Annotated in this window: 15 protein-coding genes, 1 tRNA gene, 1 pseudogene and 1 riboswitch; of the genes and pseudogenes, 13 read left to right on the top strand and 4 right to left on the bottom strand. The window is 33.6% G+C overall.

Annotated features, from left to right (window positions below; all coding sequences use genetic code 11):
* Positions 1-119: 119 nt before the first annotated feature.
* Both IGJ95_RS11235 and IGJ95_RS11230 read left to right on the top strand, forming a co-directional pair.
* Positions 120-197 (top strand) — tRNA-Asn (locus tag IGJ95_RS11235).
* Positions 198-704: 507 nt separating this feature from the next.
* On the top strand, positions 705-851 hold the full coding sequence (locus IGJ95_RS11230; RefSeq protein ID WP_195514180.1) for a hypothetical protein: 147 nt from the start codon (positions 705-707) through the stop codon (positions 849-851).
* Between the two features lie 743 nt (positions 852-1594).
* On the opposite strand, the gene IGJ95_RS11225 is transcribed toward IGJ95_RS11230, so the two are convergent.
* Positions 1595-1786, bottom strand: a complete 192-nt coding sequence (locus IGJ95_RS11225; RefSeq protein WP_438761872.1) for a hypothetical protein — start codon at positions 1784-1786, stop codon at positions 1595-1597.
* A 324-nt stretch (positions 1787-2110) separates the two neighbouring features.
* Between IGJ95_RS11225 and IGJ95_RS11220 the strand changes: the two genes are divergently transcribed.
* The gene (locus IGJ95_RS11220) at positions 2111-2443 is read left to right on the top strand and encodes a hypothetical protein (RefSeq protein ID WP_023520188.1); all 333 of its coding nucleotides are present in this window, start codon (positions 2111-2113) and stop codon (positions 2441-2443) included.
* A gap of 125 nt (positions 2444-2568) precedes the next feature.
* Here IGJ95_RS11220 and IGJ95_RS11215 read toward each other — a convergent pair whose 3' ends face one another.
* On the bottom strand, positions 2569-3861 hold the full coding sequence (locus IGJ95_RS11215) for a D-serine ammonia-lyase (protein WP_023520187.1): 1293 nt from the start codon (positions 3859-3861) through the stop codon (positions 2569-2571).
* Positions 3862-3908: 47 nt separating this feature from the next.
* A complete protein-coding gene (locus tag IGJ95_RS11210) occupies positions 3909-4283 on the bottom strand; it encodes a hypothetical protein (RefSeq protein WP_041684275.1) in 375 nt (124 codons plus the stop codon).
* Between the two features lie 1694 nt (positions 4284-5977).
* Between IGJ95_RS11210 and IGJ95_RS11205 the strand changes: the two genes are divergently transcribed.
* The 8 genes and pseudogenes from IGJ95_RS11205 to IGJ95_RS11170 form a co-directional block, all read left to right on the top strand.
* Positions 5978-6325 (top strand): hypothetical protein, encoded by a 348-nt coding sequence (locus IGJ95_RS11205; protein ID WP_062804790.1) that lies wholly within the window; start codon positions 5978-5980, stop codon positions 6323-6325.
* Positions 6316-7725, top strand: a complete 1410-nt coding sequence (locus tag IGJ95_RS11200) for an EndoU domain-containing protein (RefSeq protein WP_153830157.1) — start codon at positions 6316-6318, stop codon at positions 7723-7725. The genes IGJ95_RS11205 and IGJ95_RS11200 overlap by 10 nt, the downstream gene beginning before the upstream one ends.
* A 25-nt stretch (positions 7726-7750) precedes the next feature.
* On the top strand, positions 7751-8062 hold the full coding sequence (locus IGJ95_RS11195) for a hypothetical protein (RefSeq protein ID WP_019723443.1): 312 nt from the start codon (positions 7751-7753) through the stop codon (positions 8060-8062).
* A 240-nt stretch (positions 8063-8302) separates the two neighbouring features.
* Entirely contained in the window at positions 8303-8449 is a 147-nt protein-coding gene (locus tag IGJ95_RS11190; protein WP_023520184.1) for a hypothetical protein, read from the top strand.
* A 46-nt stretch (positions 8450-8495) separates the two neighbouring features.
* The gene (locus tag IGJ95_RS11185; protein WP_023520183.1) at positions 8496-8708 is read left to right on the top strand and encodes a hypothetical protein; all 213 of its coding nucleotides are present in this window, start codon (positions 8496-8498) and stop codon (positions 8706-8708) included.
* A 345-nt stretch (positions 8709-9053) separates the two neighbouring features.
* On the top strand, positions 9054-9674 hold the full coding sequence (gene yqeK, locus IGJ95_RS11180; RefSeq protein ID WP_153830200.1) for a bis(5'-nucleosyl)-tetraphosphatase (symmetrical) YqeK: 621 nt from the start codon (positions 9054-9056) through the stop codon (positions 9672-9674).
* Positions 9659-9862 (top strand): hypothetical protein, encoded by a 204-nt coding sequence (locus IGJ95_RS11175; protein WP_010734650.1) that lies wholly within the window; start codon positions 9659-9661, stop codon positions 9860-9862. The genes yqeK and IGJ95_RS11175 overlap by 16 nt, the downstream gene beginning before the upstream one ends.
* A 3-nt stretch (positions 9863-9865) precedes the next feature.
* Positions 9866-9991 (top strand): annotated as a pseudogene (locus IGJ95_RS11170) (family 1 glycosylhydrolase); the annotation flags it as partial.
* A 94-nt stretch (positions 9992-10085) separates the two neighbouring features.
* Here the strand turns inward: IGJ95_RS11170 and IGJ95_RS11165 are convergent.
* Complete coding sequence (locus IGJ95_RS11165) at positions 10086-10721, bottom strand: VanZ family protein (RefSeq protein WP_153830158.1); 636 nt, start codon at positions 10719-10721, stop codon at positions 10086-10088.
* Positions 10722-11339: 618 nt separating this feature from the next.
* A riboswitch (cobalamin riboswitch) is annotated at positions 11340-11511 on the top strand.
* Between the two features lie 188 nt (positions 11512-11699).
* On the opposite strand from IGJ95_RS11165, the gene IGJ95_RS11160 reads away from it, so the two are divergent.
* Positions 11700-12668 (top strand): ABC transporter substrate-binding protein, encoded by a 969-nt coding sequence (locus IGJ95_RS11160; RefSeq protein ID WP_023520179.1) that lies wholly within the window; start codon positions 11700-11702, stop codon positions 12666-12668.
* A complete protein-coding gene (locus IGJ95_RS11155) occupies positions 12661-13659 on the top strand; it encodes a FecCD family ABC transporter permease (protein WP_194928329.1) in 999 nt (332 codons plus the stop codon). The genes IGJ95_RS11160 and IGJ95_RS11155 overlap by 8 nt, the downstream gene beginning before the upstream one ends.
* The last annotated feature ends 8 nt before the right edge of the window (positions 13660-13667 follow it).

Here is a 13667-nt window from a genome sequence, read left to right as displayed (position 1 = left end):
ATTTCATTATTTATATTTACGATTATATATATTTAAGTCATAGTGACAAGAAGATTGTTACCATAATAAATAAACTATCTACCAGATAATAGTTCTGACGACCCTTTTGACAATAATTTGTACCCTTAGCTCAGTTAGGCAGAGCATATGGCGAGTTATTAACCGTCCGGTCGTAGGTTCGAGTCCTACAGGGTACATAGTAAAAAACTCAGTCAACCATTCTTGGCTGAGTTTTTTTATCAATTGTAGCAATTCGTCCAGATCCTCAATCTTTATTTATCGCATTATATAGAACGAGCAGATCTGTTATAAATTCCAAAGCACATGACTTGAACAATAAATAAAAACAATACTTCCGAATAGTCATTGTCAATGTGTGAAGAGTGTTAAATATAAGGAAGAGCAGGCATTATCCAAGTACCCATGATTGCAACGCCTAGTACTAATAGCGAAAATAGGATACAACATATCATGAATATGCTCCAATTCGATTGATCAACATCAAGTTTTTTCTGATGAATTATCCAACCGGTTATATAACATCGTGAAACTTAAAAAGTATAGAATAAAAATCCAGAAAATAAAAATCACCTCAAATAATAATATAACAATATTTTACAACTTATGGTTAAATTATCTCAAATTTCATATAAAATTCTTAAATCTATAATATTATTTGAATGTATAAGAGGAGGTGCGTGCTATTGAGTATTCTAAAATCGGCAGTGAAATATAAAGTTGCAAAAAAAGCTACAAATAAAGTAATGGGCGACGGTTTGTTATCAAGCGTTGTTGCTGCAAAAGCAGTGAAGAAAAGTAATCAGCGTAGTAAGCAAAGAACAAAAAAATAAAAATACTAGAAGTCCTGTCCTTAGTTAGAAAGGGAATTTTTGTTTTTTTAATCGATTGTAGTAACTCGCTCAAATCTTCAATCGGCACCTAACCATTATAAGAGAACAAGCGATAAAAAAAGCATATGACTTGAACAATAAATAAAATCATAGTAATTTAAAAGTGTCCTTGAAACCATTGATTAGGATATTATCATTTGCCCACTTTTCTGAGTGGGTCTGTTTTATGTTTCATAATCTAGCAAAACGCTTGCATTATCATTAGGTTAACCTTAAACTAACTGTAGGCGTAATTATGAAAAGAGAGTATCGATAGCTAAAACTTTTGGGGAAGTCTATAGCGTGCATATCGATACTCTCTTTACTAATTATAACATACGTAATTTAGACAACAAAGGAATTGTACAATCCTAACCATACTGTTTTTTTTAATTGCCTACTCTGCGGAGTAGGTCTTTTTTCTATAATGATATAGTTAGTTTTACAGAATATATAATGTCAATTTGACTATACGTATATTTTGAATTAGCTTTCTCACTCACATTTGTCAATGGAAATTGACCATTCATTTAAAGAAAAAATAGTAGACAAATGATTGGAAGTGAAAAAACTAGATTTAATAGGAGTAAAAATATTGAATCTGATTTCAAGTTATTTTGTTTAATATTTATTAAGAGCATAACAACTGGAAGCGTGATTGTAAGAACAATTAGAACCAAATATATTTGATTGGCTGTAAAAAATTAAAGATTAGCAGCATATACTGATAAGATATGATAAAAGTTATAGACATGTATTGGCATCGACGGTTCCAATATTCCTACATTAAAAACTAGAAAATCAGCTAGATTGAAAAAAGAAAACAGAGTACCTAATCCACCGATAAAAAATAAGATGATCGGTGTAGACGAAGTATTTAATCGATTAGCGTTCAATACAATAACCTCCTAATTTTCTTTATAAAAGTTTAGAGCTAATGAATCATTTCGGATAGCAAAAAAACTAAATTTAGCGAAACTATTTAAAACAAAAAAATTTCATAAAAAGTTCATATTTTGTAAAGAGATGAATTTGTTTACTTCTGCAAAGTGCTAAATAGAAATATTCTTAATTATTTAAACATATCTATGGATGTTTAAAAAGTAATGTGACAGTAATGTAAGCGTTTCTTATTAATGGTTTAAGCAAATAGGCATCGTTTAATTTATTCTTTTTTATACACTCTAAGTGTACCAAAAAAAATAATAGGAGTGGTCAATATGAAGAAATTTTTATTAGCATGTTTAGGAATTTTAGCGACAGTTAGTTTTGCAGCGTGTGGTCCTAAAGTGTCAGAAAAGCCAAAGAGCCATTCGCCAAAGCAATCACAACAGATCCCAAGAAAAAAACAAAGTAGTGACACAAATGGTACTAAGAAAAAAGAAAAATCTAATAACAAGAGAAATGAACAGGAGAATAAACAGTCAAGTGATAGTAAAGAAAAGAAGAGCCAAAAAGTAAAACCAAAAAATGAAAGCAATTCTCAAAATAGAAAAAAACCAAATATTACGAACAAAGAATCAAATCATAATAATCTAGCAAATGTAAGCTAGATTAGCCTGCGATGATCTAGTAACCCAGCATTGCCAAAAAAAAGAACATCGATAACTGAGTATTTTTGTTATCGATGTTCTTTTAGCGAGATTAATGACTTGAACTTGCTGTTATTGTTACATAATTAGAAATTAAGTAAAGACAATCCTTTTTTGTAATATTGAGCCATTTCTTCTTCTGGAACCATATTACCACCCGTTCCCCAAATTATGTGTGTGCCAGACTTTATCCAAGTTTTTTTCAATGCGAATGCTCGATTTATATTCACAAATGATGCAATCCCAGCGGCGGATGAAGGTTCCACATAGATGTTTTCACTATCCGCAAGCAATGTTAGATATTGATATAATCTTTCATCTTGAACAGTAGAAGTAGCATATAAAATCGGTTCTATGATCTTGCCGACTAAATGTGAGGGGCGCCCGACGGCTAATCCATCAGCAGCTGTCTTACCATCGATTGCAATATCTTGCACTGAAATTTTGTCGTGTAATCCTGTGTACAGGCCAAGTAACATTGACGGAGCGTGAGTAGGTTCTACAAAAAATATTTTTACAGCATCACCAAAAATGCAGGACAATCCAAAGGCAATTCCACCTGGACTACCACCTACACCACAAGGAAGATGGACATATAGAGGATGATCTTCAGATACTTCAATATTTTTTTCTTTTAATTGAGTTTGTAGTCTCAGTGCAGCTACAGAGTATCCTAGAAATAAATCTTTTGAAGCTTCATCATCGATGAAATAACTGTGGAATTTGTTTACTGTTTCTGCTCGCCCTAAAGCTACAGCTTTGCTAAAATCACCTTCGTACTCTTTGACAACAACGCCTATTTCTCTCAACAAACGCTTTTTCCAGCTTTTTGCTTCATTAGACATGTGGACAGTCGTCTGAAACCCTAACTTTGCTCCCATGATTCCGACACTAAGACCTAAATTCCCTGTAGAACCCACAGCGATTGAATAATTAGAAAAAATATTTTTGAATTCATCATTTGCTAGAATAGCATAATTACTATCAATTGTTAGTTTTCCAGAATCCAGCGCAACTTTTTCAGCAAACGTCAAAACTTCATAGATTCCACCTCTGGCTTTAATTGAACCAGATACAGGGAGATTATTGTCACATTTAAAATATAGTTTACTGTTTGTTTCGAAATGTTCTTTTTCTTTTATTTTATCCAACATGTTAGGAATCTCAACTAATTCTGACTCGATGATACCACCAGTAGCTTTAGTCTCAGGAAAAACTTTAGCAATGTATGGAGCAAACCTTTGTAGCCGTTTAGAAGCGTCTATCACATCATTTAGGGTAAAACATGAAGTTTTTCTTTCTCCAAAATTTGGATTTATCCAGCACACTTCTTGATATGATTGCAATGCTCTTAATAAACGATCTGTTTTATTAGTCATTTTGGAACCCTCTTTCTATTTCTTAATTTGTGCTAACAATGGAAGAATTACTGATTCATCCCCCATGCAACGAAGAAATAAAAGAGTGTAGGGAGAGAAAAAAGTAAATTTATTCCTAAAATCCAAATGGAAATCAATTTATTATTATTAGTGAAGATATTGAAAAATAATCCAATAATTGAAAAAATGATAAATAACGAGAGAGATGATAAATAAAGATTGTCGGAAGAAATGTGAAGGATAGATGAAGTAGCAGAAGCAAATTTTTCAAAAGATCCAAACAGAGGGATGTTCGGATCTGCAACACCCATATGAAAGATATAGATACAAGTGATGTGCAATACCGATATAGCTGTGCCAAGAGCACCGATTACTAATAAAGAGATTGCTTTTAAAGGATTAGCAGATTTGAGTATTGGCATATAAATACCTCCTAATTTTGATACATTTAATTATCTATAAAAAATTTTTTTCTAACCATTTTTTTGTCCAATTTATTCATTACATTTTCGTAAGGAATTAAAAGATAAAGAGGTCTGTATGATTGGAAAGCTTCATTTGAGAGTCACTAGAATTGTTATAGCTTAAGACAATTTACTTATCTCGAAGGTCTTAGTTTTCAATGAGATAGCTACTTTTCAGAGTGATTGTCTTTTAAAAAATAGATACAACCACTGAAAACCAAAACAGTTGAATAATAATTAAAATGATAGTAATCTTATTGTATCACCTAACAACATTGCTTTTTCACAACCCGCTCTTTTCGAGCGGGTGTTTTTTGTGGACTAAAACAGCCACCAATGTTTCTTGACTACGGCAAAGGCATGTAGTCATAGTGACTTAAAATGAAATCAATAACATTATTTTTGCCACAAATTTGCCACAAAAAAATATAAAAGTAAGTAAATAAAGGGGAACGTATTTTCTGTTTTGGCATAAAAACTACTGTTAAATAGGGACTTTTATTAAATTGAAATCAATTGATATTACCTATATATATTTAGTTATGAGATGGAAGGGTCTGTGGGTTAAGTAAATGAATTATGCGGTCTCTTTGTCAATAAGAACTGCTGATGCGTTCAATCAAGTAAAATAGTGTGGGACAATCATCAGAAAATATCTGATGACTGTCCCACTTTTTTTCTTTTTTTTTAAATTTAAGGAACGAAAATTTTTCTAACTCATGATAAAGTTGAGAAAGAATGATATCGTTGAGATCAGCTAAATATATGAAATAATGATCATTAAAAAAATGTTAAAAGGTTTATTCTTTTTATCAAAAAACTAATGCAGAACCTTGTGTATGAGAGTTTAAGCAACTCGTCAAGGAACGTTTGGGAATCAGTCATTGTTGATGTCGTAATGGGATACTGTTGCGTATCAAGTGAGTATTCTTGGTAACAAGAGGAAAGCCAGTGTAAAAGCATTGGAGCGCAAAGAACGTGTGCAAAGTGTGACCAAATGTAAGGTAGCGAACTTGTCGGGACGACAATAGAAAGCTAAGTTGATAAGACTTAGCCTCCCTGTGAAGAGATTTGCTAAGGGATTGGCATTTCACACTGATGGAAACATCCAAAGAAGTCCTTCGCCGTGAAGTGATTAGAAATAATCTATAAGACAAGAAACGCGTGAGAGTAGCAGAAGGCGGTATATGTTGATACTAATCATAATCAAAATATACCGAATGCCCTTGTGGAATTTGTAGGCTGTCATGCCTGACCACATCTCGTAAAGCTACAATATGCCAGTGGTCGCTCCGACTGGTACGGTATTGTAGAATGTGTGACTGAACAACATTGCAATCGGATGGCGTAGAGAGAGACTCCGCATAGTTTTTTGGTAAAGGGCGTAAGCCTTTTTCTTTTGCAATTTTTTATATTTAAAAGAACAGTTACAACGATTTGCACGATTATGATATCAAAACTACATTTTATGAGATTTTTCGTTTTTCGATTTATATATTTGGTAAGCTTTACATAGAATGCGCTTTCTTTACAAAGATCAATAGTGATACGATTTATATCTTGGAAGTAGCGAAACGTTCTCTAAAACGGTAAAAATCATTACTTCTAGGTAGATTCAAATCAAATGTATGATATGGAATGGAGGTAAGTAAATGAATGGTGAAATGCTAAAAAATCAACAAGAAATTGTCAAAGTAGAAAAACATCAAGAAAAATTATCGAATGAAAAACGTGTATTAGAAGAAAAACTGCTTCAGTTGCAAGATGTACTTCAAAGAGGTTTTCAACAATTAGCTGAATCAAACCATGAGGCATTGCAACGAGGTTATACCTCAACACAGTGGTTACATAAAAATAATGAAACAAAACAACATATTTTTCAACGTCAGTTAAGACAAGCCAATGAGGAATTAAATCATACATATAATAAAGCCATTCAGAAATTAGAAACGGAACGAGAAGAATTACAGGCGCAAAGGAGAAACCTCTCATGGGATTGATTTATGTCAGTAGTGAATCTTCAGACTTTATGTCTGCGCTTAAAAGTAATTTAGAAAGTGGTAAAGAAACTGTAAGTCAATTGAAATCGGGTAGTCAAAAAGTTGTCTCAGCAGTAGATGGCAAGCAATTATCTGGTGCGGCGTATACAGCAGGCAAAGGCTTGTTTGCGGATTTGATCATTCCAACGATCACCCGCACAACAAATGCCATTGAACAGATTGAACAAGAATTGAAAAAATACCAAAATGCCGATAAAATAGTGGCAAGTGAAGGCGAATTGAATGAAGATAAGTTAAATCAACAGATACAAGTCACACGTACAATGAAAAACTCAGTAGACAAGACCTTATTTTTCGTCCGATTACAAACGACACTGAACCCAATCGCAAGTGTACTAGATACCTTGTTGAATGTTGAAAGAGATTTGCAGCGAATGACTGATAGCTTTCAACAAGCTATCGATCATTTACAAAATCAACTAAGAAAACTACAGGATTTCAATACACAAACAAGTGGTTTATTTGCTAATAGTCTAAATGAGTTGAAGATAGCGATGCAAGGTGTATTGATATTAAATAATACGACAATCAAAAGTGATGGCTCATACTCATTACCAAAAGGTACAAATAAAAGTTATTTTGAGAAAATAAAAAAAGACGTATCTTTGGTTATTGAATCAGGCGATCAAGAGATTGAGTTAATCAAAGAAACAGATAGTCTAGAAGAAATCAATCGCAAAACACTTGGTTGTGCGAATATAAGAATCAATCCATACACAGGAAAGAAAATCAGCCAAGAAGAAGCGAATAAATTCAAGTACGCTGCATGGTCAGGAACATTTACGAATATTGGCGACACAGTGATGGGGGCGTATTATGGAAATAAAGGTGCTTCGAGATTAGATGGCATCGATGATGTTGGGAGTGTCAATAAAAAGTCGTTTAGTGAGAAAGAGGGAGGAGCTACAGTCTTTAAACTTGAAATTCCGGAACAAAGTTTGAAACATGCTGATGTCGGAGATTTTACTGTTAATCCTTCCACAGGAAAAGTTTCCAAAATGAAGGGTGGGGGACATGGCCAAGCTAACATTGACTTTCTAAAGGAAAATGGGTTTGAAGTAAACATTGACAAAACTTACTCTAATGGTGTCAGAGCTGGAAATGTACCACACCACAAGACACCGTCGAAACGTATAGGCACAGGTCAATCTTGGTTTCCTGAAAATTGGACAAATAAAGAGATAAAACGTGCAGCACAGCATATTGCTAACCAATCAAATTTTGTAGGTGCTCAAAATGGGGATGTTATTTTTGGGGATTATAATGGTGTACGAGTGGGTGTAATAAAAACTGATGGGAATATTGGAACCATTTTTCCAGATGGCACGAAACAACCATAAATAACTATTTAAAGGAGAAAAAATTATGGATATATTTAATCAAATAAATAAAAACTTAGAAGAACGAAGAAGTTTACATGAAGAAGACGACTTTGGACTTGAAAAAAGTTGGACAGAATTAACCACTATACTATCTATGAGTGAAGATAAAACAATTAATTATTTGAAAAATTGTTCTAAGGAAGACTTATTATTGATTAGCTCAGTTTTTGCTGATGTTTCTGAAAAATTACAAAGTAAAAGATTCATCTCTTGTTTAAGGGAACTTGATAAAAAATATCCTGATTTGAAGCTAACCTTTTTTATTTCTGATGCTGAAAGTTACATAAAAAATTAAAATAAAAACCAGTACAGCATTTCCAGAGAGCTGCATTGATACGAAAATCATTGAAAGTTCAAAGACTATTGGTAATAGCAATCTAGTTAACTAGTGATGGTGCTACATGGTATGGAAGTATTATTTGTGGCGTCAAAATTGATGTAATAAAACAAGGAGCTAAAATAATTAGTGCTTATCCTACTGGAACAGTTAATGGACCTCCTCCTATAGGATTTAGTAAATAAGGAGTGTTAAAATATGTATGATGAGTTAGATAAAATATTATCTGAAGATAGTTCAGAGGATTCTTGGTATGATGATGGATGTATCTATACTGAAGAATTACTAGGAAATTTTACTGAGAGCGATTGGAGAGCGTTAATGCAATCTGTAAAAAAAGAATGATAGATATAAAATTAGATTAGCTTATTCTATTGAAGAGGATACTGGTATGAATGGCTTCAACTTGTTGTTAGAGCTAGTAAACGATAATGCTGAGGTTGCTGAATATGCTTTAGATTCGTTGCGTTCATTCGATAGAGAACCATATAAAACCATGATTATTTCCAATGTAGCAACAATAAAAAAAGCAGAAAGTTTATTAAAAAATGCCAGTTTGTCGGTAAAGCATATTTTAGAAGCCTTTTTACAACAAAATAAATAAAAGGATATACAATTTTATTTTAAGATCCAAATCCAATACTGAAAAGAAGCGATTAAAATTTATCGTTTCTTTTTCTAAATATGAAGTTATTACACACTTATCAAGAAAAATGATGAAGTGGAATTAAATTACATAAAACAAATCTTTGGCAAAGAAATCCAGTATTTAGGCAAGACCGAGATAATTGTTAAATCAGAAGAAAAATTAAGAATATATTTAAAAGTAGAGTATAAAATATCTAATTCTCTATGTATATTTCTTCTATGTAAGGCTCGATTTTTCTAATAACCATAAGTAGTAAATAATTCATTTGAAAATACACATAGTAAGTAAATGAAGGAAAAAATGACAATAGTGAATAGTTTGGCATTAAGAGATGATGTTTATCGTTTTCTTGAAGAACATGATCATATAAAAACTTATGAACATTGTATATCAGTCGGTGATTGTGCGGAGAAACTTGCTGTAAATTACAATATCAATGGCGAAAAAGCCAAAATAGCGGGTTATTTACACGATATATCCGCAATTTATCCAAACAATCGTAGAATTACTATAGCAAAAAAAATAGGGATAGAACTAAATCAAGAAGAGTTGGTATTTCCAATGATCATTCACCAGAAGATCTCAAAAAAAATGGCAGAAAAGATTTTTGGCATCACTGACAACGAGATTTTATCCGCAATTGAGTGTCATACAACTTTAAGGGGGAGGTATTCTCAACTAGACTTAGTTGTGTTCGTTGCAGATAAAATAAGTTGGGATCAAGATGGAATTCCTCCGTATCTAGACGGTTTATTATCAGCACTTGAATGTTCTTTAGAAAGTGCTGCATTGTATTATATTAAATATCTATTAGATCAAGGCGTCAAAGTTATTCATCCATGGCTAAAAGAAGCACATGAATCATTGTCTAAGGCAGTTAGTAAAGGAGAGGACGGGAGAGATATATGCCAGAATTTATAAATTTACCAAACTTTTATCATGACAGTGAAATTTTAAATAATGTTGATTTACCTGAAGAAGACCAATCTTTACAAATCCAAAGAACTTTAAAAGAAACAGAGAAAATACAAAAATCCGTTTCTTCTCTGGAAGATAGTGAAGAAAAAAGAAAAAGAAGAAAACAACCGACCTTTCAAAAAGAACAGTAATAAGTTTCGAAACGGTATGGCTTCATCTATGTTGACTTGGATGATGAAGGAAAAGGCACCGGAAACAGATACAAAAAGAAATCGTTTGATTGGTATAAAAGTGTGATTGAAACAAACGGAATAGGATGATAAAAAGCAAAAAACCCAAAAATTGGAAGAACAATTTTTGGGGTTCTTATTTTTTTTATAGAGGAATTGTTTCTAAGATATTAAGCTTTAAGCATTAACTAAAAAATGTATTAGCGAAAGCAATAAAAACGACCAATACAGGAATCATCCATGAAAAACCATACGTTTTATCAAGGATTTTGTTTGACGAATGATTGATCATTCTTGAGATGACCTCAATCAGAAAATAACCTAGAATCATTCCTAGTACATTTGAAATTAAATCATCAATGTCTGTTGCTCTAGCTATCGTAAATAGTTGGCTTATTTCAATCAACAATGAGGTACCAAATCCAAGTAAAAGAGAATAACTGAATTTTCTATACTTGTTGCTAATTAACGGACACAAGAACCCGATGGGTATAAAGCAAAGAATATTAAGAATATAACCTGCATTTATTCCATCTATAAAAGGGATAAGATTGATATTCGGATTGAAAATACTCTCACCAAATCCACTGATCCTATTCAACTCACGAAGCGTAGGAACACCGAACACATTGAAGAATGTGAAACTCATATAATAAAATAGTAAAAGTGCTGATAGAATGTTTATCAATTTAGAGGAATCTTTATTTTTTCTAGTGAGCCAGAATAAAAAACTTGCCAAAATCAGTAGACCTATCAAGAATACTGGTTTTAAAGTCAAGATATCTACTATGGATTCCCAGAACCCGATTTGTTGCGTCATATTTTCCGCCTTCTTTCCTTAAGTTAATGGGTAATTAGTAAAGTTAATAATCTCATAGAAGGAGAATCGATCCATCAGCCTGTAGACTTATTTTAGAAATTATTTGAGTATAATGCCAAACTGGTAAATGATACAAAGTGAAGTCGATTGGTTAGTACTGGATAATAATTATGGCAGGTAGAAAAGATAGCCCAAAACTTGGATCTCGGCATCTATCTCAATGTAATCTTTGACTTTATTATTAAAATGAATCGCCTTAATCTGATAAATCTATTCTTTTTTCTAATGAATAACATAGGAAATTTTTGCATGGTTTTTAGCAAATTCTTGTCCTTTTATCTTACACTTACATGATAGGAATGACTATCAATAGCTTTGTTTTATTAAAATAAAAAACGTTAGATAAATCAACGAATGATACAGTGTCGTCAGTTTTTATAGTATAAATGAATACCATTTTAAAAAACAGAAAATAATATATTTTTGTTGAAATTCATGTATTTTGTAGCTCTTTTCGCTTGATTTTCGTCTATCTTTTATGAAATCCATATGTTAAAGTATTGGCGGAGATACTTTTGTTGATAGAGCTAAAATTTCCAAGAGATAAATGAGTGAATAAAAGTGAATTTAAAATAAAATAGTCGATTAGATGTCAGGGAAAGAGGTGAAAGTCCTCTACAGACCTACCTACTGTAAGGTGGATGAAACCAATAGGACCACAGATAATTCTGGAAGGGTTGGGAGTAAATGGAAGCCAAGTCAGGAGACCGGTTTAACGGCAATCATGTTCTTTTGTAGGAGAAAGATCAAGCGTTTTTTTGTGTGATCAATCAAACTGTCTTCTCCTGTAAAAGGAAAGGCAGTTTTTATTTACTTTTAAAAAAAGTTGTTTGATAAGAAAATGGAAATGAAAGGGTTATCGTAAAAAAGTAATCACTGGGAAAAGTAAAAATGAGTCAAAGAAAGTGGGAAAAGATGATGAAAAAATTATCGAAATTAGTTGCTGTATTGGGATTGAGTGTAGTCTTTGGGTTGAGTGCTTGCTCAAATAATAACAACGAAACAAGCGAAACAGCAGAAACAACGACAGCTTCAGAAGTTGCTTTGCCGACGAAAGATCGTGGCGGTGAAGAAATCGAGATTCCTGAAGAAGTGGATAAAATGGTTTCTTTAGTTCCTTCAGTTACACAAGTGATCGATGATCTAGGACGTAAAGATCAATTAGTAGCGGTTGACACACAAAGCCCAGCAATGACAAAAGATATTGATGAGTTGCCACAAATTGATATGATGGCTGTGGATGCAGAAACATTGATTTCATTGAACCCACAAGTGATCTATGTTTCAGATATTAGTCTGCATGGCTCTGAAAATGTTTGGTCACAAGTAAAAGATGCAGGAATTACTGTCGTGAACATTCCAACAAGTAATACCATTGAAGATATTGCTTTAGATGTCCAATTTATCGCGGATACTTTACAAGAGCATGAAAAAGGACAAGAATTAGTCGATACAATGAACAAAGAGATCGATGAAATCAAAGAAATTGGTGAAACGATTACGGATAAGAAAAAAGTATTGTTTGAGATTAGCGCATTACCTGAAATCTATAGCTTTGGTAAAGGCGTTTACTTGAATGAAATGATCGAACTTGTAGGTGCAGAAAATGTCTTAGCGGATCAAGAAAGCTGGATTCCAGTAACAGAAGAAGCAGCGATTGCTAGTAAGCCAGATGTAATTTTGACGAACGTAAATTACTTGGATGATGCAGTGCAAGAAATCTTAGATCGTGGAAGCTGGAAAGACGTTCCTGCGGTGAAAAATGAAGCAGTATTCTATATCGATAACGCTGCGAGCTCTTTACCAAACCACCATATGACAAAAGCCTTAAAAGAAATGGCATTAGCAATCTACCCTGATGAATACCAATCGTTGGAAAATGAATAAACAAAGTCGGTTGCTGATAGCAGTGGTCTTAAGTATCATCGTGGTATTCTTTGGGATCAAAATCGGGAGTGTATCCATTCCTTTTGATACCTTGATCCAAGCATTATTTTCAAGAGGAGACAAACAGCTAGATGAAACGATCGTCACCATTCTTTGGCAGGTTCGCCTGCCGAGAGTGGTTTTGGCGTTTCTTGTAGGAGCTGCTTTGGCTGTTAGTGGAACGGTCATGCAATCCTTATTAGGTAATCCGTTGGCTTCTGCTTATACGCTAGGTGTGTCATCAGGGGCATCACTTGGCGCTGCGTTGATCATTGTTTCAGGAATCACTTTACCGTTGTTCCCGAATTTCACATTACCTCTGACAGGCTTTATTTTTGGTTTAGCAACTGTGTTTATTGTTTTGGCGATGAGTCAAAGATTGGATCAGCAATTATCGAACCAAACAGTTATTTTAGCGGGAATGGTTATGACCTTATTTGTGGGCGCAATGTTGACGATCGTCACGGCACTGTTCAAAGATCATTTGCAGCAATTAGTCTTCTGGCAAATGGGTAGCTTTTCAGGAAGCACGTGGGCAAAAATCCAAATCTTTTTACCTATCTTACTATTTGGAACAATCGCTCTTTGGTTCTCTGCTAGAAGTTTAGATGTGTTATCTTTAGGTGAAGAAGAGGCGTTAATCTCTGGTGTAGATGTTCGAACGATCAAGCTATGGGTGATGGTTCTTGCGGCTTTACTTGCAGGAAGTGCGGTTTCATTTGTCGGCGTGATCGGATTTGTTGATTTGATTGCCCCCCATGTCATCCGACGTTACTTCGGTGCCAGTCATCGTTGGGTCATTCCAGGAGCAGCACTGTTAGGTGGCAGTATGATGGTCGTCGGCGATACGATTTCTCGAACGCTATTATCTCCCCAAGAAATCCCAATCGGCGCTGTTACAGCACTGATTGGTGCGCCCTTTTTTGCCTATGTTTATTTCAAACGAAAGTGAGTGTTTTA

Origin of the sequence: Enterococcus sp. AZ156, assembly GCF_051714165.1 — a bacterium.
Classification (GTDB): Bacteria; Bacillota; Bacilli; order Lactobacillales; family Enterococcaceae; genus Enterococcus_B; species Enterococcus_B pernyi.
Note: the sequence above shows the minus strand (reverse complement) of the source record. Positions and strands in the feature narration are given on the sequence as shown.

Coding starts and splice junctions, on each gene's coding strand:
- IGJ95_RS11220 (WP_023520188.1), top strand. CDS start 2,111: ATGAAGAAATTTTTATTAGCATGTTTAGGAATTTTAGCGACAGTTAGT.
- IGJ95_RS11215 (WP_023520187.1), bottom strand. CDS start 3,861: ATGACTAATAAAACAGATCGTTTATTAAGAGCATTGCAATCATATCAA.
- IGJ95_RS11210 (WP_041684275.1), bottom strand. CDS start 4,283: ATGCCAATACTCAAATCTGCTAATCCTTTAAAAGCAATCTCTTTATTA.
- IGJ95_RS11205 (WP_062804790.1), top strand. CDS start 5,978: ATGAATGGTGAAATGCTAAAAAATCAACAAGAAATTGTCAAAGTAGAA.
- IGJ95_RS11200 (WP_153830157.1), top strand. CDS start 6,316: ATGGGATTGATTTATGTCAGTAGTGAATCTTCAGACTTTATGTCTGCG.
- IGJ95_RS11195 (WP_019723443.1), top strand. CDS start 7,751: ATGGATATATTTAATCAAATAAATAAAAACTTAGAAGAACGAAGAAGT.
- IGJ95_RS11190 (WP_023520184.1), top strand. CDS start 8,303: ATGTATGATGAGTTAGATAAAATATTATCTGAAGATAGTTCAGAGGAT.
- IGJ95_RS11185 (WP_023520183.1), top strand. CDS start 8,496: ATGAATGGCTTCAACTTGTTGTTAGAGCTAGTAAACGATAATGCTGAG.
- yqeK (WP_153830200.1), top strand. CDS start 9,054: ATGACAATAGTGAATAGTTTGGCATTAAGAGATGATGTTTATCGTTTT.
- IGJ95_RS11175 (WP_010734650.1), top strand. CDS start 9,659: ATGCCAGAATTTATAAATTTACCAAACTTTTATCATGACAGTGAAATT.
- IGJ95_RS11165 (WP_153830158.1), bottom strand. CDS start 10,721: ATGACGCAACAAATCGGGTTCTGGGAATCCATAGTAGATATCTTGACT.
- IGJ95_RS11160 (WP_023520179.1), top strand. CDS start 11,700: ATGAAAAAATTATCGAAATTAGTTGCTGTATTGGGATTGAGTGTAGTC.
- IGJ95_RS11155 (WP_194928329.1), top strand. CDS start 12,661: ATGAATAAACAAAGTCGGTTGCTGATAGCAGTGGTCTTAAGTATCATC.